We start from the raw sequence: 20498 nt of genomic DNA, 5'->3' as shown, positions 1-20498 counted from the left end.
CCGATGCGCTGCCCGCCCGTGGCGCGCTCGGCGCCCGCCTCCACCACCTGGTCACCTCCGGCCGGGTACGGCTGCTGACCGGCTTCTTCACCCACTCCGTGGAGAAGGCCGACGGCCAGGTTCGGGTGGTCAGCCGGGATCCGTCCGGTGCCGAGCAGTCGGTGACCGTCGACCGGATCGTCTCGGCCACCGGCTACCGGCCCGACCACTCCATCGCCTCGGAGCTGCGACTGGACCTGGACCCGGTCCTCGGCTCCACTTCGCAGCTCGCCCCGCTGATCGACCCCAACGACCACTCCTGCGGCACCGTCCCCGCCCACGGCGTGGACGAGCTGGCCCACCCCGAGTCCGGCTACTACGCGGTCGGCGTCAAGAGCTACGGCCGCGCGCCGACGTTCCTCATGGCCACCGGGTATGAGCAGGTCCGTTCCGTCGTGGCCGCGCTCGCCGGGGACTGGGAGGCCGCTCGCCACGTCCAGCTCGACCTGCCCGAGACCGGCGTGTGCTCCTCCAACCTGGCAGAAGCGCAGGAGCAGCGGGTGGGCCTGGCCGCCGGCATCAGCGGCGGCCTGCTTGCCGCCCCGCTTCCCGTGACCACCGTCTCCTCCTCCTCCTCCTCCTCCTCCGGCGGCGGCTGCTGCGGCTGAACCACCAGCCTGTCGGGGTGGATCGCGATGTTCTCGGTCGCCGACAAAGCCGCGGCTCCCCTGGGAGCGGTGGCCCTGGCCCAGGCCGCAGGTTGCGGGTGGGGCATGGCCGCCGTGGCCGTGGCATGCGGAATCGCTTCGTTCGCTCTGGTTGCCTACCATCGCCTATCATTTAGATCGGCATCGAATCAGGAGGTGTTGTCGTGACCGTCGCCACCGGTCAGTGCTGCGCGCCGATCGCCCGTGAGCCGCTGTCGGAGACCGACGCAGCCGAACTCGCAGTGCTGCTCAAGGCGGTCGCCGATCCGGTTCGGCTGCGCCTGCTGTCGATGATCGGCTCCCACTCGGGTGGCGAGGCGTGCGTGTGCGACCTGACCGACGCGTTCGACCTGACCGCCCCGACCATCTCCCATCACCTCAAGGTGTTGCGTACCGCCGGGCTGATCGACTGCGAACGGCGCGGTACGTGGGTCTACTACTGGATCATCCCCGCTGCCGTGGCCCGGCTCGGCGCCCTCTTCACACCTTTGGCCGAACCTGCCACCACATGACCTCATCCTTGGTCGACGTCCTCGTCATCGGAGGGGGCCAGGCGGGTCTTGCGGCCGGGTATCACCTGCGCCGGGCCAAGGCCGACTTCGTCATCCTTGACGCCCAGGACACTCCCGGCGGGGCGTGGCAGCACGCCTGGCCGTCGCTGCGTCTGTTCTCGCCCGCCCAGTACAGCTCACTTCCGGGCCGGGGGATGCGCCCGCCACCGGGTGGCGGCTATCCCAGTGCGGCGCACACGGTGGCCTATCTCAGCGAATACGAACAGCGTTACCAGCTGCCGATCATCCGGCCCGCTCGCGTGCGTGCCGTATGGCGAGACGTCGACCGGCTGGCGGTCGAAACCGACGTGGGCGCTTGGCAGGCTCGTACCGTCATCAGTGCGACCGGCACGTGGTGGCGCCCCTACATCCCGTACTATCCCGGCATCCGGGACTTCCACGGCCGGCAGCTTCACACCGCTGACTATCGGGGTCCCCAGCCCTTCCACGGCCGGCGCGTGGTGATCGTCGGCGGGGCCAACTCCGCCGCGCAGATCCTCGCCGAGGTCTCCTCCGTCGCCCAGACCACCTGGGTCACCTTGCGTCCGCCTCGGCTGCTGCCCGATGAGGTGGACGGGAGGGCCCTGTTCGCGCTGGCGACCCGCCGCTACCAGGCGGTCCAGGCAGGCCAGAACGCCCCAAGCGTCGCTGATCTCGGTGACATCGTCGTGGTGCCGCCGGTCCGTGACGCACGTGATCGGGGCGTGCTCAAGGCTGAGCCCATGTTCGCCCGGATCACCCCACACGGTGTCGCATGGCGCGACGGCACCGAGCTGGCTTGTGACGTCATCCTGTGGTGTACCGGCTTCCGCCCGTCGCTCGGCCACCTGACCCCGTTGGGGCTGCGCGGCTCTGACGGACTTATCCCGACCGAGGGCACCCGTGCGCTGGGCGAACCGTGCCTGCACCTGCTCGGCTACGGCGACTGGACCGGCCCTGCCTCCGCAACGCTGATCGGAGTCGGCCGCACCGCGCGTGACGCAGTCGCTGAGATCATGACGCAGTTGTGAGGCCGTGCCTCAGCTGATGCGCCAGAGACGCGGACGCCCGGACGTCGGCGAGCACCGACGCGCGGCCCACACCAGCCCGCGTGTCGAGGCGGCCACCCTGGCGGCTGCGGCCCGTCTGCTCACCGCCACCGTATGGCTGATCTCCTGCCCGCCGGCTGCGTGATCACAGCGTTGCTCGCCGAACTTCGGCTAGACGTCCAGTTCGGCGAGCAGCTTCTCGATGCGCCGACGGATCTCGTCGCGGATCGGGCGTACGGCCTCGATGCCCTGGCCGGCGGGGTCGTCGAGCTTCCAGTCCTCATACCGTGTGCCGGGAAAGAAGGGGCAGGTGTCGCCGCAGCCCATGGTGATGACCACGTCAGAGGCCTCAACGGCCTCCGGTGTGAGGATCTTGGGCTGACCGCCGGTGATGTCGATGCCGACCTCGCGCATGGCCTCGACCGCGACGGGATTGATCCGGTCGGCCGGAGCGGACCCGGCAGAGCGGACCTCGACCCGGTCCCCGGCCAGATGGGCGAGCCAGCCCGCGGCCATCTGGGAGCGTCCGGCGTTGTGGACGCAGACAAACAGGACGCTGGGCTTGCGGTCAGGCATGGACGGGCTCCTTCGTGAACAAGCGGCGGCCCCAGAGGCTGACGTAGACCAGGGCGACGAGGACGGGCACTTCGATGAGCGGGCCGACGACACCGGCGAGAGCCTGGCCCGAGGCGACGCCGAACACTCCGACGGCGACCGCGATGGCAAGCTCGAAGTTGTTGCCCGCGGCGGTGAAGGCCAGCGTGGTGGTGCGGTCGTAGGGCAGCCCGATGGCCCGGCCGGCCAGGAACGAGCCGCCCCACATGAGGGCGAAGTAGGCGAGCAGCGGCAGCGCGATCCGTGCGACGTCGCCGGGTTGTGAGGTGATGGTGTCGCCCTGCAGGGCGAAGAGGATGACGACGGTGAACAGCAGGCCGTACAGGGCCAGCGGGCCGACCCTCGGCAGGAAGCGGGTCTCGTACCAGTCGCGGCTCCTGACGCGTTCGCCGAGCTCGCGGGAGAGGTATCCGGCGGCGAGCGGGATGCCGAGGAAGATCAGCACGTACCCGGCGATGTCCCAGGCGGAGACCTCGAGCGCGGACTGCGGCAGGCCCAGCCATCCAGGCAGCACCTGCAGGTAGAACCAGCCGAGAGCGCCGAAGGCGACGACCTGGAAGATCGAGTTGACGGCGACCAGTACGGCGGCGGCCTCCCGGTTGCCGCAGGCCAGGTCGTTCCAGATGAGGACCATGGCGATACAGCGGGCCAGCCCGACGATGATCAGACCGGTGCGGTACTCGGGCAGGTCAGGCAGGAAGAGCCAGGCGAGCGCGAACATGACGGCCGGGCCGATGAGCCAGTTGAGCACCAGAGAGGAGACGAGCAGCCGCTTGTCGCCGGTCACCGCGCCGAGGCGGTCGTAGCGGACCTTCGCCAGCACCGGATACATCATCAGCAGCAGGCCGAGCGCGATCGGCAGGGAGATGTCACCGACCTTGACCGCGTCCAGGGCGGTGTTCAGACCGGGGACGAGCCGTCCGAGGAGCAGGCCGGCGGCCATCGCGACGCCGATCCAGACCGGCAGGAACCGATCCAGTGTCGACAGGCCGCCGATCACGTTGGTTTCAGGCGGGACGGACGCTGCGGCGCGCGTCGGGCTCGATGACATGAGAAGTGATCTTCCATGCGTGCCGGAGATGGCGGGGCGGATGCCGCTCAGACCGTGACGGGGACGCTGAGCAGGCCCGACAGCTCCGCGAGCGTCTCGGGGACGATGCGGTAGTACACCCAGGAGGCGCGGCGCTCCGAGGTGAGCAGGCCGACCTCCTTCAAGACCTTGAGATGGTGGCTGATCGTCGGCTGGGACAGGTCGAAGGCGGCGGTCAGGTCGCACACGCAGGCTTCGCCGCCCTGGTGGCTGGCGACGATCGACAGGATGCGCAGCCGTACCGGGTCGCCGAGCGCCTTGAACACGCGCGCCACTCCTGCGGCCTGCTCGCCGTCCAGAGGCTCACGCGTCAGAGGCGAACTGCACTCCAGAAGCTCCAGCGGTTCCATCCGCCCTCCCTGTGTCGATGCCTATCGATATCAATATATATCGATATCGATGAGTGACTAATCAGGTCCCGTCCGTGCGAGGTCGGACGGGAGGGAAGTTGGGCTGGGCGAGGAGATCGCGCACATGGCGCTCGATCTTGTCCCGGATCGGACGGCCCTCTACCGGCACGTCCGCGTCCCACCCGCTGCGGCTGGTAGACGTCGATGCGGACCGGGGTCGTGCCCGTCTGTCCTCGCGACACGACGGCCGTGCGACCGGCAACCCCCAGTACGGCACCTCGGCGAGGCCCCCTACGGCTGGTGGGGCCGTGTCATGAGCTGTCGTTCCTGCCCTTGGTCACGATCGAGGCTGTCTCCAGCTGTCACCAGGAGCGAGCCCGTCGAAGATGATCTCGAGTGCACGCGCGCGGGCCCGCTCGTCGAGGCGGATGTGGGCGACGGCCCGTGAGACGCCGACGAGGAGCGCATGGACCTCGTCGAGGCCGATGTCCGTACGGACCGCTCCGGCGTCCTGGGCACGCCGGAGCAGGACGCCGACGGCCTCGCGCAGGTCCCGCGGGCCCTGGCCCGCTTTGCCGTTGACGTCACCGCCGGCGTCGGTGAACGCCTCGATGATGGCGAGCTTGCCTGCGGCATCGGCCACGATCTGGCCGAAGAAGTCGAAGAACGCGGGGCCGGGATCATCCGATTCGGCGAGGCTTTGCGCCCGCCGGCACAGGCGGTCGAAGTGTCTCACCACAACCGCCTCCAGCAGGATCTGCTTGGTGGGGAAGTGGCGGAAGACGGTGGCGATGCCGACCCCGGCGAGGCGCGCGACCTCCTCGGTGGAGGCCGCCGAGCCGCCCCTGCCGAAGACCTCCTCGGCGACCTCAAGGATCCGGGCTCGGTTTCCGCGGGCATCGGCGCGCGTCGGTTGTGTTGCCATCCGAAGTCTCCACTCCGTATATTCGGAGTCTCCACTTCGGATATGTGGAGTCTCCACTTCGGATATTACCGTCCAATCAGGAGGCATCATGGCGCTCACTCCTCGCGAGGTATTCCTCAAACTCGTGTGGGGCGTCTCGGAGGGGCGCTGGGACGAGCTGCCCGATCTGTACGCGGAGCAGACCTGCGTCGAGCATCCGTTTGCGCCGTCCGGCGACAAACCGCTGCGCACCCGTGAGGAGCTGCGTGAGCACTTTTCGGCCGGCAAGCGCCTGCCGTACCTTCGCCAGGAGCCGGCCAACATCACCGTGCACGAGACCGCCGATCCCGAGGTGATCGTCGCCGAGTTCGAATACCGAGGGACAACCGAGGGGGGTGACCCCTTCCGGGTCCCCTGCGTCTTCATACTCCGCGTGCGGGACGGGAAGATCATCAGCTCCCGTGACTACATCCACCACATCGCCTCGGCTCGCCGCCGAGGCGATCTCGATCAGCTCATCGAGACCCTGAGATCATGATCGAACGGCGCCTTCAGCGCCTCGCTGACCATCGCGCCAGGCACGCTCTACACGGTGGGCGTCGCCCTGCCGGCGAGATCCAGCGGCTCGGCTCCAGCCAGGGCACGTACGCCCGGCTGCGCGGTGAGCGGGCTTCTGACCTGCGGCTGGGTGCAGCTTCGATCATGGTTCTGACCGACTGGCGCGGCCCGAGCTGTCGGCGGCCCGGCCGTACGTCCTGCGGCACGCGGCGGTCTCGCTCTGGCTGAACGCGGGAGTCCATGCCCCGGAAGCCGCGGAACGGGCGGGCCATGAATTCCCACGTTCGTTGTCAGGCACGGGCGGCGATGTAGGCGTCAGCGATCTCTCGTAGCCGGGTTCCGTCGAACGAGGGGCCGTGCCCCGGGTGGACGACGGTGACGGGCAGGTCGCGCAGCCGGGCCATGGTGGCGACGTAGGCCTCCTGGTCGGCTCCGTGGATGTCGTCGAGGAGCTGGTCGTCGTAGACGACGTCGCCTGAGAAGAGCGTCTGGGTCCGCGCGTCGTACAGCGCGATGCTGCCGGGGCTGTGACCGGGCAGGTGCAGGACGGTGAGCTGCCGGTCGCCGAGGTCGATGGTGTCGCCGTCGGTCAGGTACCGGCTGACGGGGGCCGGGCGCAGCCGGTAGGTCTCCGGGTCGTAGTGCTCGTACGGGACGGCGGAGATCAGCAGTTCGGGCACTTCTTCGTCGTCGGGCTCGGTCATGCCGAGTTCGTCGAAGAGGGCGGCGGAGGCCAGCGCGCCCGGCAGTGGGGTCTGGAGGTTCTCCGCCTGGTGGGCGCGGCAGTCGGCGAACTCGTGCGCGCCGCCCATGTGGTCGAGGTGCCCGTGCGTGATGACCAGGATCGGCTCGTCGGTGAACAGGTGGGGGAAGGCGGGACGCAGCGGGGCCACGCCGAGACCGGCGTCGACGAGGAGGTCGCGTTGACTGCCGCGGATGTGCCAGATGTTGGCCTGGAGGAATGGGTGCACCTGTGGTTCGTGGATCACGGTGATGGCATCGTCGACGGGGGTGACGGTGAACCAGTGGTCGGCGACGGGGAGCTTGGGTGCCGGTGTGGAGCCGGCTCTGGTGACATGCGGGGGAGTCACCGGCGGTCCTTCTGACGGGTGTCGCTGAGCAGGACGTACACGATGGTGGAGACGAGCGGGCCGATCAGGGCGGACAGGTCCAGGCCGCCGATGGCGCTGGTACCTGGCCCGACCAGGACGGTGGTGTTCACGAACAGCAGGGCGGTGACGGTGCCGGAGATGAGGGCGATGATGCCGGCCGGGTTGTAGCCCCGGCGGTACCAGAACGCGCCGCCGGGATGCTCGGCGTGCAGTGATGGTCCGTCGTAGGCGTTGCGTCTGAGGACGATGTCGGCGGCATAGATCGCGATCTGCGGGCCGAGGAAGGTGACGGTCAGGGCCAGGATGTTGTTCAGCGAGGCCACGAAGCTCGGCGAGAGCAGGGCGTAGGCGCACAGTGCGCCGCCGAGCAGCGCGTCGATGGCCACCGAGCGGGCGCGGCTGATACGTACGCCGAGGGCCTGCAGGGACAGGCCGGAGGAGTAGGTGGTCAAGACGTTGTTGGTGATCGAGGAGATGACGATGAGCGCGAGGAAGATCGTGTAGAACCAATCGGGCACGATCGCGCGCATCGAGCTCTGGGGGTCGTTCATGTCGACCGCGGTTCCGGCGAGGATGCCGATGCCGCCCATGACGACGGAGGGCACGAAGCCGCCGGCGGCGGTGCTGACGGCGACCTTCCACTTCGAGACGTCGGCGGGCAGGTAGCGGGCGTAGTCGGCGCCGTTGGCCCAGGACAAGGGTGCGGCGGCGATGACGGTGAACCCGATGAAGGCGGCCACCCACAGGTCCTGGCCGTGCAGCGGGGTGAAGCCGGCGGGGGTGAGGGTGGCGTGCTGGGTGACGAAGCCGCCGAGGACGAGGCCGCTGGCTCCCAGCACCACGGAGAACAGCACGCTGAAGCGGACGATGGTGGCGTGGCCGTACAGGCTGAGCGCGAACGCCGCGACGCCGGTCACCACGGTGATGGCGACCTTGGCCGGGGTGGAGGGGTGCAGGCCGAACGACTCCAGCAGGGCGAAGCCTGCCAGCGCGCCGATGGACAGGTTGATGCCCTCGTAGATGACGGCCACGAGCCAGCCGAGGCCGGCGCCGAAGGGGCGGTTGCCGCGGATGCCGAACATGGCGCGGGTGACGACCTGGCTGGGGGTGCCGGAGGCCGGGCCGCTGACGGCGAGGAATCCGACCAGGCCCCAGAAGAGGTTGCCGAGGACGAGGACGGTGAAGGACTGGCCCACGGACAGGCCCAGGACTGACAGGGTGCCGCCGAGGACGAGGTAGAGGTAGCCGACATTCGACGACAACCACACGGGGAACAGCTCGAACGGTCGGCCGTGCCGTTCGTCGTCGGGGACATAGTCGATGCCCCTGGTTTCGATCTTGCCGAACGCGTCCTGTGGCACTGAGGCATCTGGCGGTCCGGGGGGTGTTGCTTGTGCGCTGGCGGCGTCCGGGACGGAAACCATGCCCACCTCCATGTTGAGCACATGCTCAATTGCTTGTTGAGCAGGTATTCAATAGACGTGGTCGGCGGACGTCAATGCCCGTTCCGTGCACACATGAACACCCTCCGCGCCGAGCGTCGTGGGGTTGCGCACCTGACCTGCGTGGATGTAATTGAGCGGCCGATCAATACACTGAGGGGCATGCCGAAGAGGGCCGCCACACGCCGACCACCGGAAGAGCGTCGCCAGGAGATCATCGACACGGCACTCGCCCTGGCCGACACCCTCGGCCTGGACCGGATCACTTCACGCGACGTCGCCACCACGCTCGGCGTCACGTCGGGGCTGATCCACCACTATTTCCCCACCGTCGACGACCTCGTCGTGGCCGCGTTCGCCCAGACCGCGAGCGCCCAGAACGACCAGGACCGGCAGGCCTGCCAGAGCCTGCCGCCCACCGACGCCCTCCGCGCACTGATTCAGCGGTCCCTCAGCATGGGAAGCGCCAACGCCCGCATCTGGATGAGCGCCTGGGTCGCCGCCCCCCGGCGGCCCGACCTCGCCCGCGAAGTCGACAAGCAGATGATCGACGGACTCGACGTCCTGACCGACCTGCTCCGGCGCGGCCACGACGCCGGCGTCTTTCGCGTCAGTGACCCGGCCGCCAGCGCCCTGCGCATACTCGTCCTCGTCGACGGCGTCCTCGTCCAGGTCTCCATGCGCTCCGAAACCACGTACGGCGACGTTCACGCCCTCGTGTGGGACACCGTCGAACGCGAGGTCGGTCTCCCGCTCGGCAGCCTCCGCCCCGAAAACACATAGGCGAACGGCCAACGGCGCGCCCTGCCGAACTCTTCGGTGGGGTTCCTGTTGTCGCCTCGGTGGCTCAGGCGGCCATGTCCAGTACCACGCGAAACCACGCCCGGCCGGACCCCCCGACTCGGAGCCGGCCCGCGGCGGTGGCGACGGTTCGGACGTGGAATCGGCCGTCGGCAGGATGACCTGGATTCGGGCGACCCGAAGAAAGGCACGGTCGCGGCCATGCGGTCTTCGAGTGAGCTTCGAGGGGGGCCAGTCATCATGACGGCGTCAAGATGGGAGGTCGAGGTGGAGCAGCGACGGCTGGGCGTGGACGGGCCCGTTTCGTCATGCATCGGGATCAGCTGTCTTCTTCCTTCCTCTCAACTGCGGACGGGCGTGACAGGGATCAGTTCGGTGTTGACAGGGGCGGCGGCGATCACCGGTGTCGCCGCGAGGTACTTGGCGTGGAGTTGACCGCAGGCGGCGTCGATGCCGGTGCCGAACTGCCGTCGCCGTGTCGCATGCACACCGCGGGCGGTGAGGCCGCGCACGAACTCGTCTACTCGGGGGGAGGACGGGGCGCGGTAGTCCGGTGAGGCTCCCGCCGCCTCGTTGTAGCGGATGACGCTGACGTGGAACAGCTCGGGCCGGGACCGCGCGTGAACCAGCTCGGCGAGCGCGGCGAGATGGTCGTTGCTGTCGTTGACGCCGGCGATGAGCAGGTAGGCGAGGTAAACCTTTCGGCGGCTCGTGGCGGCATGCCGGTCGAGGATGTCGAGGTTCTGGGTGAGCGGGAAGCGTTCCTCGAGCGGGATGATGCGGGCACGCTCCCGCGCGAACGGCGAGTGCACGGACAAGGTGATCGTCACCTGTGGGTGCTCGTTGACCAGGCGGGTGAGATTCGGTGCGAACCCCACGGTGGACACGGTCACTCGTCGCGCGGACATCCCGGCGTAGCCTGCGTCTGTCAGCAGGGTGAGCGCGTCGAACAGGTGAGGGTTGGCGAGCGCCTCGCCCATCCCCATGAACGCGACGCTCGCCGGCCGGGGCAGCCCCTTGCGAGTCCAATGCGGGTGCATCACCTGGGCGACGATCTCGTCGGCACTGAGGTTGCGGACCAGGCCCACCGCGCCGGTGGCGCAGAACGTGCAGCCCAGGCCGCAGCCGGCCTGCGACGAGATGCACATGGAGTCCCATCCGGCTCGATAGCGCGACACGACGGTCTCGATGCGGGCGCCGCTCTCCGAACCGAACAGCACCTTCTCGACTTGTTCGCCCCGTTGGACTTCCAGTGGAGTAAGGGGATGCAGCCGTGGACCGAATCGTTCCGCGAGGTCGGCACGCAGTGCGGCCGGCAATGCATGGACGTCCGCGAAGGTCTCGGCTGTCGAGCTCTGCCATGCGGCGATGATCTGGCGGAAGCGAAACGCGGGGGCACCGGTCTGTTCGAGATGGTCGCGAATGCGCATCCAGCGGCTTCTCGTGGTCAGGACGACGCTCATGTGTCACCGCCCCGTCGGGGGCAAGACCTCGCGGCCTCGGTAGAAGCCGCAGTGCTGGCACGCTCGGTGCGGCAGGGTGGGCTTGCCGCAGGCGGGGTTCGTGCAGGTGGTGAGCGTCGGCGCGCTCGCCTTCCAGTGGGCGCGACGGTGACGGGCGCGGGAACGGGATGTGCGGTGCTGCATGGCCATGGCCTTTCGCGAGTGGTTGCGAATATCAGCGGAGCTGACGGGACAACCGACCACGGGCCGTGAGTCAATGCGGCGAAAGATTCGATCCCTATGACCGGAACGCCACCTGCCCCAGACACCGGGGGCTGCCCGAGTGCTGGGCGAAGGGTGGACGGGTACGGGCGGGCAGGATCGAGGTCGCGCGCGTTCGCAGGCACGAACTCAAGACCGAGGTCGGTGCGATGCGAACGTGCCGGCGAGGCTCACGCAGAGGTGTCAACGCCTTGGACGAGCGGACTCACGCTACTGCGTTTGGGAGAACGGTCATTCACCGATGCGGGCGTCGCCCACACACGTGAAAGCCACCGGCAGTTCGGTGGCTAGATTCTGTCGACCTCGATCTCCATGACGCCCACCCTACCAGTCGTGGACAGCCGGCTGATCTCGGCCGGTGGTGAGGAGGGTTGGCCCGAGCCCACCCCGCCAGCCGTGGGCGCGTAGCCACGGGTCGGATGCTGACCAGCGGATATTGCTTGACACGCATCACAGAGGTGGGCGTCGATGCCGGCGCCCATGGTCCACCGGCTTCCCCATACTTCGCCACACCCGTGCGCGGTGGCGCGTGTTCACGCCTTCAGCGCCTCAGAGCTCCGTTTTGAGGAGGAGCAGGGCGATGTCGTCGGAGCGTTGCCGGGTGTGCGGGGCGCGCTGGAGCAGGGTGTCGGCGATCTGCTGGAGGGACCGGTCCGGGCCGTGCCTGAGGTCGGCGGTGAGGTCAGTGATGGCGCGGCCGAGGTCGCGGCCGGGGCTTTCGACCAGGCCGTCGGTGTAGAGCGCGAGCAGGGTTCCGGGCGGAAGGGGGTGTTCAACGGTGGGATACGTGGCGCCGGTGTCGACGCCGAGAAGCACGCCGGGAGGCACGTCGATGATCCGCCCGGGCTCGTCCGGGAGGCGCAGCAGCGGCGGGAGGTGGCCCGCGCTCGCCGCGGACAGGACGCCCCGCTTCAGGTCGAGGTGGACGTACAGGCAACTGGTGAAGAGGTCGGGGGCCAGGTCGAGGAGCAGCCGGTTGGTGTGGGCGAGGACCTGGCCGGGGCCGGCGCCGGTCGCGGCGTGGGCGTGAACGGCGGTGCGCACCTGTCCCATGAGCGCGGCGGCCGTCATGTTGTGTCCCTGGACGTCGCCGATGACCGCGGCTACCGCGTTGTCCTCCAGACGGATCAGGTCGTAGAAGTCGCCTCCGATGTCCACACCGTGGGTCGCGGGCAGGTAGCGGGCGGCGACGTCCACCCCCGGGACTGTCGGGAGACTCCCGGGCAGCAGGCCGGCCTGGAGGCTCTGGGCGAGCTTGTCTTTGATGTCGTAGATACGGGCGCGGTCGAGGGCTTGGGCGGTCAACCCGGCGAGCGCGGTGAGGGTGAATCGCTCCTCGGCGGTGAAGGCGTGCGGCTCGGCGTAGGCGAGCACGCACATGCCGACGGGCCGGTCGGAGGCGATCAGCGGCAGGAACGCCCAGGCGTTCATGTCGTCGTAATGAACGGCGTGCGGATAGGCCTGCTGGAACTCGTCCCAGGTGGCGAAGAACTCCGCCTCCCTGGTGCGCACGGCGTGCTCGCCGGGCATCGACAAGGTGATCGGGAGGTCCTGGAACCGGTCGACGACGCCGGTGCCGTAGCCGCGTGACCCGATGACCTGCATTCGTCCGCACTCCAGGACCGCGATCGCCATGGCGCGGACGTCGAACACCGGCATGACATGGTCGGCGACCAGATCGATGACGTCCCGCATGGTGACCGCCCGGGTGAGGCTCGCGGTCAGATGGAGCAGGTTGTAGAACGCTTCCGCCCGGGGCGGCCGGTCCAGAGCGGACACCGGTTCCCGCACCTGCTCCAGCGTCGGGGGCCGGGCCGCTGGAACGCGGACAGGACCGGGAGCCGGCTCGCGCCCGTGCTCCTCGACACCGGGCTCGGCCGCCGGAACCGAGGTGATGCGAAGGGTGATACCCGACCGATCCGGAAACAGTTGGAGAAATCTGCTGTCGCCGTCGGGAGGCTCGGCGGTGTAGGACGTGACCTCCTGGCTGACTATCGCCGCGCGGTAGCAGTCTTCGAACACCGGACTCCGCAGCCACGCCGCCACTTCCCACGGCGGTCGTCCGATCAGGCTCGCGACGGTGCCGCCGAGCAGTTCCGCCGCGGCGGCGGTGGCGTAGGTGATGCGGCCTTCCAGATCCAGCGACACGCAGCTCTCAGGGAGCCGGTTGAGGCAGTCCACCGCCGCGGGAAGGTGCGGTCCCGCCACCTCGTCGCTTCCCGCCGGGGCCAGGAGGTACGGCCGATCGCCCGGCAGCACCGGGGCGCCGTGATCGGCTGCGCGTCGCAGCAGGTCGGCCATCCGCCGTCGGGCGGCATCGATGATGTCGCGCTCCCCTGCGGAGAGGTGCGGTGGGCGTGGCACGGGCCACACCAGCAGCAGAACGCCGAAGTCGCGTGCACCGCTGTGAATGGGGGCGGTGGCCGTCGCGACATGGTACGGAAAGGCGAGCGCGGCCCCGGGAAAGCGGCGGGCCAGATCATGGTGATTGGACACCCACACCAGCTGACGCTCGCGGGCGGCGGCGGCGACGGGTACGAGACTCTGCACTCTGATCCGCGCCCACGGCTTCGCGATCTGCTCGGGAAGGCCGATCACCCGATCCATCAGGAGGACCTGATCCGCGTCGGCCAGGAGGTAGATCCCACCGATGTGCGCGCCGACGTCGGCCGTCACGCGGAGGAGCATCTCGTCCAACGCGCGTGCGTACCGCTCGGATTCGGTGGCGCAACGGACCCGGGCTCGCATCATCTATTCGACTCCCCCCTGTGCCTGACCAGCACATCTGTTCAGGAAGAACCGCACATATGGAAGATATGGTGTCGTATGGGCGGAGTTGCCACCGTTGTCGGATGCCGCCCCTCACGTGTCCCAAGCATGAAGAGAGCTTTACGGTTCTTGCCCGTATGTCGGGCCAGTTCCTCTGCCGTGGCAGGCGGCGGCGATCAGCCGGGAAAGTGCCCCACCGTCAGAGCGACTCGACGCCCCGTTCCCCGGGGCCGGCGTGCGCGCGGGCGCTGGGAAGGTTGAGCCCGATGATCCGCACGGTCTTGCCGGCAGCCCTCAACGGCTTGACACGGACTTGACACAGAGAGGCGCGCACCGTCCAGGGGACGCCTGCTCGGCTATCTGCTGAACACGTCATCACCGCCGCGCCGACCGGGGCGCCGCCGGCGCGGGAAACGGCGAATGCCGCCTCCGGATATCTGGAGGCGGCATTCGCGATCGTCAGATCAGTGCGCGAGGGCGTACCGCTTGGGGTTGCTGATCGTGGTGCAGTAGTACCCGGCGGGGGCGAGCTTGAGGTCGATCTGGCAGGCCCGAGCACCCTCGGTGGTGTACGGATAAGTCTTGATGACGGTCTGCGCCGACGCCGCGCCCGAACCGAGGACGATGCCGGCGGCGGCCGCGGCGGCGACGATGACTGACACTGCTCGGGAGGTACGCTTCAAACCGATCTTCATGCGTGATCACACTCCTCGCACTTGACTGACAATGATCATTACATGACGGTCAGAGGCATTACCAGATCGTTGGTGTCACAAGATCATGTGACTTGTGTCATAGTGTGCGCGCCCGGTAGGACGGGTAGAGGACGGAGGCTTCCCGGGAATCTGCACGCTCCTCCGTCACGGCTCATGTTCACCTTGTTTTCCTGAGTGAGCAGTCCGTGCATCTCCGGCCGCCCGGGACCCGGTAGTACAGGCAGCAGCTTCGGCGCCGGAACGCGAGATCCGGGCCGGCGAACTCGCCTCTGCCACGCAGGTTCCCGGTGCCGAGCAGGTCCACAGCGAGCCGGGTGATGGACGTACGGAGGTCGGGGTGGGACCGCAGGATGTCGCGTGCGGCCTCGGCCATGGCGGACGCGGCGTTGCCGTGGAGGAGTCCCGCGGCGACCTTGACCTGTGACCCGGCGGCCAACGGGGCCAGATGCTCGTCCATGACCAGCCGATAAACGACGTGCGTGAGAGCGTCACCGGACGGCGCCCGCCATCCGCGCGGCGCGGGCAACCGCAGTGCGGGACCGTCCGCCTGCTGCTGAAGTCCGCCGAGGTCGGGAACGATGCCGTGCAGAAGGACGCAGCCGAGGACGGGAGCCCACAGCCGGGCGGCGTGACCGAGCTGGACGATGGAGGCGGCGATGCGCGGCTCGGACGTGCCGTAGCGGGCCGCGCGCTCGGCCCCCAGATGCGCGAGACCGGCCGCGTACGCATCTCCGATGGGTCGCCATTCACCGTCGGCTTCACCGACGGTGAGGGAGAAGAACGATCCCAGGTCGGCGACGTCGGTCAGGGCGGCGGCGACGGATCCGGGTGGCACCGGCTGCAAGGATGTCACGTCGATGTCGAGCCGTCTCCCTCGGATCGGCCGCCCGGCAGCACGCTGACCTGCGGGATGCCGGTACAGGGGTGGACCGTCACCTCGGCGTCCACCTGGTAGACCTCGGCGAGCAGGGTGGGGGTGAGCACCTTGGTAGGAGATCCGGCGGCGACGACGCGACCGGCGTTCAGGACGCAGATCCGGTCGCAGAACGCGGCGGCCAGGTTGAGGTCGTGGAGCGCGACGACGGCCGTCACGCCGAGGCGACGCACGAGCCGGAGCGCGTCGAACTGGTGACGCAGATCCAGGTGGTTGGTCGGCTCGTCCAGCACCATGGTCCCGGTTCGCTGGGCCAGGGCCCGCGCGATCAGGACGCGCTGTTTCTCCCCTCCCGACAGCCGGTCGAACGGGGCCTGGGCGAGGTGGTTGACATCCAGGGACTCCGGCGCGCTCATGACGATGTCACGGTCATCGGCGTCGTCTCCCTGGAAGGCGCGCTTGTAGGGGGAGCGGCCCATCGCCACCACGTCGTACACCGTCAACTCGAACTCGGCGGGCGCCTCCTGCAGGACGGCGGCGAGCCGCCGCGCGAGTTGCCTGCCGGTCATGCGCCAGATGTCCGCGCCGTCCAGCAGCACCCGGCCCGATGTCGGACGTTGCGCCCGATAGAAGGTGCGCAGCAGGGTGGATTTTCCGGCGCCGTTCGGCCCAACGAGCGCGACGACCTCGCCGGGAGCGATCCGCAGGGAGACGTCCCGCACCAGGGAGCGTCCGCCGACGACGACGTGGATTCCCTCGGCATGAAGCTCCGCGGGGGTGCCCATCGTGCTCATCCCGCCGCCCTGCGTCGCATCAGCCACAGGAAGAAGGGACCTCCGGCCAGCGCCGTCAGGATGCCGATCGGAATCTCCTCCGGAGCGATCACGCTGCGGGCGGCGAGGTCGGCGACGATCAGGAACGCCGCGCCGAGCAGGGCGACCGCGGGCAGCGCGCGACGGTGGTTCGCGCCGACCAGCAGCCGCACGACGTGCGGCATCATCAACCCGACGAAACCGATCGACCCGCTCACCGCGACGATCGCCCCGACGATCAGAGCGACGAGGACGAACAGCGCGGCGCGGAAGCGGTGGACGTTCAGTCCCAGGGACGCCGCGGCCTCCTCCCCGGCCAGCAGCAGGTTGAGCGGACGGCTGACGCCGAGCAGCACGAACGTCCCCAGCAGGACGGCCCCGGCGGGGATCCAGACCAGGTCCCAGGTCGTGCCGGCGAGTCCGCCCAGCATCCAGCGCAGCGCGGACTCGGTCTTGTGCGGATCGCCGGAGGTGACCACCAGGTAACTGGCGACCGCCGAGAGCACCTCGCCCGTGGCGACTCCGGACAGGACCAGGCGCACCGTGGTCATCCGTCCACCCGCGCGGGCCAGGAAGTAGACGAGAACGAGCGCCAGGAAGGCGCCGGCGAAGGCGGCGAGGGGAAGTGTGAAGATACCGGCCAGCGACAGGTGGAACACCATGACGAGTACCGCGCCGACCGACGCGCCCTGCGACACCCCGAGCAGCATCGGATCGGCCAGGGGGTTGCGTACCAGCGCCTGCAGGGCCATCCCGCAGACCGACAGGCCCGCTCCGACGACCGCGCACAGCAGCACACGGGGGACGCGGACGTCCATCACGATCGTCTCCCTGACCCGCGGCCAGGTGGGCTCGACCAGTGCCGGGTGGAGCCGATGCAGCAGGATGCCCCACACCTCACCTGGGGGCAGGCGGACCGAGCCGATCGCGATCCCGGCCGTGGCGGCGGCCGCCACCGCGACGGCGAGCAGCGTCAGGACGAGCGGGTACGGCACGCGCGCACGGCGATCCCCGCCGACCGGGGGAGCGGCCGGCGGGGACTCGGCGACCCGGGTCACGCGAAGCTGTCCGGGTGCAGTTGGCGAGCCAGGGAGTCCACGCCCGCCGGCACCCGGACGCCGAGCACCGTCGAGGACAGCGGCAGCACCGCGAATCGCTTGTTCTTGATCGCGGGTACGTCCTTGAGCGCCGGGTTGGTGAGCAGGAACGCCTTCTTGCTCTCGACGGGCTGGTCACCGTAGTCGTAGATGACGATCACCTCGGGCGCCCGCTCCGCCACCTGCTCGAACGAGACGTCGCCGAACGTCTTGCCGAGGTCGGCGAACACGTTCGTCCCGCCCGCCAGCGTGATCATCTCGTTGCCGACACCGGCGCCGCCCGCGGTGAACGCCGTCTTGTCGCCGCTGTCGTAGACGAACACCTTGACCGGGTCGATCCCGTCGATCTTCTGCTTGACGCCGTCCAGTACGTCATGCATCGCGGCGATCTGGTGCTCGGCGCGGTCGGACACTCCGAAGATCTTGCCGATCGTGCGGATCTCGTCGTCCACGGTGGCCGTGGTCACCGGGCTCGTGCATCCCTCGATGTTGAGGTAGGAGTTGATCCCCGCCTTGGCGAGGGTGTCCCGGCTGCGGCCTTCCTTCTCGGCGAAGGCGCTGGCGAACCCGCCGTACACGAAGTCGGGCTCGACCGACAGCAGCGCCTCGTAGGACGGGTACTCCTTGGCCAGCACCGTGATGCCCTTGTAGGCGGTCTCGTACTCGGGCAGGACCTTGTCGTCGAGGTAGGCGGTCGCGACCATCGACTTCTCCAGCCCGAGGGCGAGCATGATCTCGGTGGCGTGCTGGTTGAGCGTCACGGCTCGTCGTGGCGGCTGCTGATAGGTGGTCGTCACGCCGCAATCGCTCACGGTCACCGGGAAACCCGCAGCGGACGAGGTCGCCGCCGAAGGGGCCGCGGCTGAGGAGCCGGCCGAAGGGGTGCTCTGTCCCGTGTTCCCGCAGCCGGCGAGCAGCAGCGCGAACGTCACGATCACCGGGATGAGACGCGAGCATCGGCTCTTCATGGATTGACCCTCTCTGTGGCGCGGCGGGGGAGGAGCCGGATCACCAGGAGAGTGCCGCCGTCGCGGCCGGTGTCATGACCGTCGGCCATGAAGCAGCAGCTCGGAAAGCCGCCGGCCGTACCGCGGGCAGTGAGAAGGACGTCACGCCGATTGCACGGCATGGTGACGACCACCGTCCTCTCTTGGGGAGATCCGCCCCAATTCCTTCGAGGAGGCGACCGCGTGAGTCTCCTGGCTCTCGGGTCGATGCTCGCCCCGGCCTTCCCGCCCGCGTACGGGCAGTGGCGTCGTCGGGGTTCGCTCGCCGATCACAGTGGCGGGACCGCGCCGGATTCACACCGGCTTCCTCGTTCCGCCGTCGCCTTCGGGCGACCATGGTCGCATACGAGGCATGGCTCACAAAGGGCCGGGTTCGGATAGATTGCCGCGGTTGTCGGGCCCGCTTGGAGTCAGCCGATTTGATCACGGCATCCCGGGGTGCTCGGCGTGATCCCCGGCATCGGCGGCTCCCAGCGCCTGACCCGCGCGATCGGCAAGGCCAAGGCCACGGAGCTGTGCCCGACCCGCCGCACCATGGACGCCGAGGAGGCGGAGCGGGCTGGTCTCCCGGGTGGCGCCCGCGGCCGGCCTGCTCGCCGACGCGTTGGTTACGGCCGAGACCGTCACGGCCATGTCGCTTCCGGCGGCGACGATGGTCAAGGAGAGTGTGAACCGCACCTTCGAGACCACACTCGCCAAGGGGGTCCGCTCCGAACGGCGGCGCTTCCACGCCACGTTCGCCACCGCCGACCAGAAGGAGGGCATGGCCGCGGTCATGGAGAAGCGCACGCCCGCCTTCGTCAACCGCTGAAAGAGCGCCTGGCTTGATCGCGCGCCCCCCGGTTCCGGTAAGGACCCGGAGGCGCGGCGGTCAGCCGCTCAGCGGCGCCAGGCGCCTGGCCGGCTCCGGTACGTGCCGTTCGGCCGGGCCCTGGTAGGCGCTGAGCGGCCGGATCAGCGCGTTGTGGTGAGCGCGCGGGCCTGCGGGTCGGTGAAGTCCGCGGTCGAGACCAGTGCGGTCAGCGTGCCTTCCAGTTGGCCACTCAACTGGCCCTGCTGGAATACGACGACCTGACTGCTGGAACGGGAGCGCGGAAGGGCCAGGTCGGGCTCCCGCCGGGTCCGGCTGCACGATCTGCGTCACGGCGCGGCCTCACTGATGCTCGCCGCCGGGGTGGAGCATGATCGACCTCATGGTCCGCCGGCTCGCCGGCGAATCCACCCCCCACGCGGCGAGGCGCATAATCCGAAGCAAACGGAACCTATGTGATCAAGCACCCACGAAAAGACTTGATCCGCAGTACTGATGACTGCTCCCCACAAGGCGGTTCAAGGCCATCGCAGTGATGGGCGCAGCTCTGCCCATCCGGATCCTCAACGCAGCAGCATTCTCGATTTGGCTCCGGCCGGGATGGCACAATGACGTACATGAATGATAAGGCCTCACCGAAGCGACTCCTAAATTCACTTCCTCTCTACGCCACCGTCGAACGGCAAGTATTCGATGGCCAGGATCTGGCCTCGCTACGACCGCAGCAGCTGTGGTTCGTGCGCTGCTCGTTCGTCGGGGTAGACCTACGTCACTCCGCTTTAGATGGCTGCTCCTTTAAGCTGTGCGACCTCAGCATGGCGCACCTTCGGGGCGCGTCACTCAGAGGCGTTAGCATGGCCGGCTGCAACCTGCGGGCGGCTGACCTGCGGGACACCGACCTGACCGCAGCACGATTCAGCAGCGTCAACACGGGCACCCCGCCGCACGGTCTAACCGATGTCACTGGCGCCAAGTTCGATAACGCCATCACTCGTGACATGCAATTCGAGCAAGTAATCGGTATTCCGTCGCGGTTTATCTAGCCTCGGGCTTTCGCGGTGAATTTCTCCGTAGCCGCTCCAGAGAACTTCCGGTTCAAGCCCTGTGCGATGAGCTTGAAGTGGCGCACGGCATGGCGCGGGCGAGGGTATCCCGCCTGGGTTGGCCGTCGGGCTGATCTCATCACGGCCCGCCCGACCTGGCATACGGCAACCTCTGCCTGCGAGGGCTCCAGGCCTCATCCTTAAACGATCAGGAAGAGGTGGGCCTGGCGCGAGAGTGCAACGCCTCGAACCAGTCAGCGGCCATATCTGTTTCCGTGACCCGTCCGATCAGTGCCAATGCCGAACTGATACTCTCGTCCGTTTCCACGTAATTTTCGTGGACTTCCGGACCGCTGATCTCAAAGCGCAGCCCCTCCATCATGTGATCGAGCGCGTGTGGATCAGCGCCGACCCGGTCGTCGGGCGATATGGGATCGAAAGCGACGACCATGTGCCCATCGCGGGCATACGTGAACCACGCGTTTCGCTGATCTCCATGCTGAAGCTG

At 68.6% G+C, this 20498-nt stretch carries 20 protein-coding genes, 2 pseudogenes and 1 riboswitch; of the genes and pseudogenes, 7 read left to right on the top strand and 15 right to left on the bottom strand.

The features are described from left to right. From AWQ68_RS16685 to AWQ68_RS16675, 3 genes and pseudogenes are all read left to right on the top strand, one after another. Nucleotides 1-647 (top strand): annotated as a pseudogene (locus tag AWQ68_RS16685) (lysine N(6)-hydroxylase/L-ornithine N(5)-oxygenase family protein); the annotation flags it as partial. A gap of 203 nt (nucleotides 648-850) precedes the next feature. Next, complete coding sequence (locus tag AWQ68_RS16680) at nucleotides 851-1198, top strand: ArsR/SmtB family transcription factor (protein ID WP_066941373.1); 348 nt, start codon at nucleotides 851-853, stop codon at nucleotides 1196-1198. Continuing rightward, nucleotides 1195-2247, top strand: coding sequence for an ArsO family NAD(P)H-dependent flavin-containing monooxygenase (locus AWQ68_RS16675; RefSeq protein WP_066941371.1), 1053 nt, complete (start codon nucleotides 1195-1197; stop codon nucleotides 2245-2247). The genes AWQ68_RS16680 and AWQ68_RS16675 overlap by 4 nt, the downstream gene beginning before the upstream one ends. 189 nt (nucleotides 2248-2436) lie before the next feature. On the opposite strand, the gene AWQ68_RS16670 is transcribed toward AWQ68_RS16675, so the two are convergent. The 4 genes from AWQ68_RS16670 to AWQ68_RS16655 all read right to left on the bottom strand — a co-directional run bounded on the left by AWQ68_RS16670 (nucleotide 2437) and on the right by AWQ68_RS16655 (nucleotide 5245). Further along, nucleotides 2437-2841, bottom strand: coding sequence for an arsenate reductase ArsC (locus AWQ68_RS16670; RefSeq protein ID WP_066941370.1), 405 nt, complete (start codon nucleotides 2839-2841; stop codon nucleotides 2437-2439). Then, nucleotides 2834-3931, bottom strand: a complete 1098-nt coding sequence (gene arsB / locus AWQ68_RS16665) for an ACR3 family arsenite efflux transporter (protein WP_066941368.1) — start codon at nucleotides 3929-3931, stop codon at nucleotides 2834-2836. Before arsB ends, AWQ68_RS16670 begins: the two co-directional genes overlap by 8 nt. Before the next feature lie 47 nt (nucleotides 3932-3978). Further along, on the bottom strand, nucleotides 3979-4320 hold the full coding sequence (locus AWQ68_RS16660) for an ArsR/SmtB family transcription factor (protein WP_066941366.1): 342 nt from the start codon (nucleotides 4318-4320) through the stop codon (nucleotides 3979-3981). Nucleotides 4321-4657: 337 nt separating this feature from the next. After that, entirely contained in the window at nucleotides 4658-5245 is a 588-nt protein-coding gene (locus AWQ68_RS16655; RefSeq protein WP_066941364.1) for a TetR/AcrR family transcriptional regulator, read from the bottom strand. Nucleotides 5246-5333: 88 nt separating this feature from the next. On the opposite strand from AWQ68_RS16655, the gene AWQ68_RS16650 reads away from it, so the two are divergent. Continuing rightward, a complete protein-coding gene (locus tag AWQ68_RS16650; protein ID WP_066941362.1) occupies nucleotides 5334-5762 on the top strand; it encodes a nuclear transport factor 2 family protein in 429 nt (142 codons plus the stop codon). A 310-nt stretch (nucleotides 5763-6072) separates the two neighbouring features. Here the strand turns inward: AWQ68_RS16650 and AWQ68_RS16645 are convergent, their stop codons facing one another. Then, the gene (locus AWQ68_RS16645) at nucleotides 6073-6873 is read right to left on the bottom strand and encodes an MBL fold metallo-hydrolase (RefSeq protein ID WP_084464080.1); all 801 of its coding nucleotides are present in this window, start codon (nucleotides 6871-6873) and stop codon (nucleotides 6073-6075) included. After that, nucleotides 6870-8255: a purine-cytosine permease family protein gene (locus AWQ68_RS16640; RefSeq protein ID WP_169808932.1), complete on the bottom strand. Its 1386-nt coding sequence runs from the start codon at nucleotides 8253-8255 to the stop codon at nucleotides 6870-6872. The genes AWQ68_RS16645 and AWQ68_RS16640 overlap by 4 nt, the downstream gene beginning before the upstream one ends. Before the next feature lie 243 nt (nucleotides 8256-8498). On the opposite strand from AWQ68_RS16640, the gene AWQ68_RS16635 reads away from it, so the two are divergent. Further along, a complete protein-coding gene (locus AWQ68_RS16635; RefSeq protein ID WP_066941361.1) occupies nucleotides 8499-9119 on the top strand; it encodes a TetR/AcrR family transcriptional regulator in 621 nt (206 codons plus the stop codon). A 359-nt stretch (nucleotides 9120-9478) separates the two neighbouring features. Here the strand turns inward: AWQ68_RS16635 and AWQ68_RS16630 are convergent, their stop codons facing one another. From AWQ68_RS16630 to AWQ68_RS16600, 8 genes are all read right to left on the bottom strand, one after another. Further along, on the bottom strand, nucleotides 9479-10600 hold the full coding sequence (locus AWQ68_RS16630; protein WP_066941360.1) for a radical SAM protein: 1122 nt from the start codon (nucleotides 10598-10600) through the stop codon (nucleotides 9479-9481). 3 nt (nucleotides 10601-10603) lie between these two features. After that, entirely contained in the window at nucleotides 10604-10783 is a 180-nt protein-coding gene (rpmF, locus tag AWQ68_RS40885) for a 50S ribosomal protein L32 (RefSeq protein WP_373281526.1), read from the bottom strand. A gap of 627 nt (nucleotides 10784-11410) precedes the next feature. Continuing rightward, nucleotides 11411-13537 carry a SpoIIE family protein phosphatase gene (locus AWQ68_RS16625; RefSeq protein ID WP_245655954.1) on the bottom strand — a complete coding sequence of 709 codons (2127 nt, stop codon included), beginning with the start codon at nucleotides 13535-13537 and terminating at the stop codon, nucleotides 11411-11413. Nucleotides 13538-14094: 557 nt separating this feature from the next. Next, nucleotides 14095-14292, bottom strand: coding sequence for a hypothetical protein (locus AWQ68_RS16620; protein WP_066941358.1), 198 nt, complete (start codon nucleotides 14290-14292; stop codon nucleotides 14095-14097). Nucleotides 14293-14503: 211 nt separating this feature from the next. After that, nucleotides 14504-15181 (bottom strand): (2Fe-2S)-binding protein, encoded by a 678-nt coding sequence (locus tag AWQ68_RS16615; protein ID WP_245655953.1) that lies wholly within the window; start codon nucleotides 15179-15181, stop codon nucleotides 14504-14506. A gap of 14 nt (nucleotides 15182-15195) precedes the next feature. Then, nucleotides 15196-16014, bottom strand: a complete 819-nt coding sequence (locus AWQ68_RS16610) for an ABC transporter ATP-binding protein (RefSeq protein WP_084464116.1) — start codon at nucleotides 16012-16014, stop codon at nucleotides 15196-15198. Further along, a complete protein-coding gene (locus tag AWQ68_RS16605) occupies nucleotides 16011-17090 on the bottom strand; it encodes a FecCD family ABC transporter permease (protein WP_066941355.1) in 1080 nt (359 codons plus the stop codon). The genes AWQ68_RS16610 and AWQ68_RS16605 overlap by 4 nt, the downstream gene beginning before the upstream one ends. Further along, entirely contained in the window at nucleotides 17087-18097 is a 1011-nt protein-coding gene (locus AWQ68_RS16600; RefSeq protein ID WP_066941353.1) for an ABC transporter substrate-binding protein, read from the bottom strand. Before AWQ68_RS16600 ends, AWQ68_RS16605 begins: the two co-directional genes overlap by 4 nt. Before the next feature lie 204 nt (nucleotides 18098-18301). Then, a riboswitch (cobalamin riboswitch) is annotated at nucleotides 18302-18490 on the bottom strand. Between the two features lie 84 nt (nucleotides 18491-18574). Here AWQ68_RS16600 and AWQ68_RS46175 point away from each other — a divergent pair. After that, nucleotides 18575-18947 (top strand): annotated as a pseudogene (locus tag AWQ68_RS46175) (enoyl-CoA hydratase-related protein). A 617-nt stretch (nucleotides 18948-19564) separates the two neighbouring features. Beyond that, nucleotides 19565-19990, top strand: a complete 426-nt coding sequence (locus tag AWQ68_RS40880) for a pentapeptide repeat-containing protein (RefSeq protein WP_084464115.1) — start codon at nucleotides 19565-19567, stop codon at nucleotides 19988-19990. A 208-nt stretch (nucleotides 19991-20198) separates the two neighbouring features. Here AWQ68_RS40880 and AWQ68_RS42515 read toward each other — a convergent pair. Continuing rightward, a partial coding sequence (locus AWQ68_RS42515; protein ID WP_218006899.1) for a DUF6461 domain-containing protein occupies nucleotides 20199-20498 on the bottom strand: 300 nt, incomplete at its 5' end.

This window comes from Microtetraspora fusca, from assembly GCF_001570365.1.
GTDB lineage: Bacteria > Actinomycetota > Actinomycetes > Streptosporangiales > Streptosporangiaceae > Microtetraspora > Microtetraspora fusca.
This window is presented reverse-complemented; position numbering and strand designations above follow the sequence as displayed.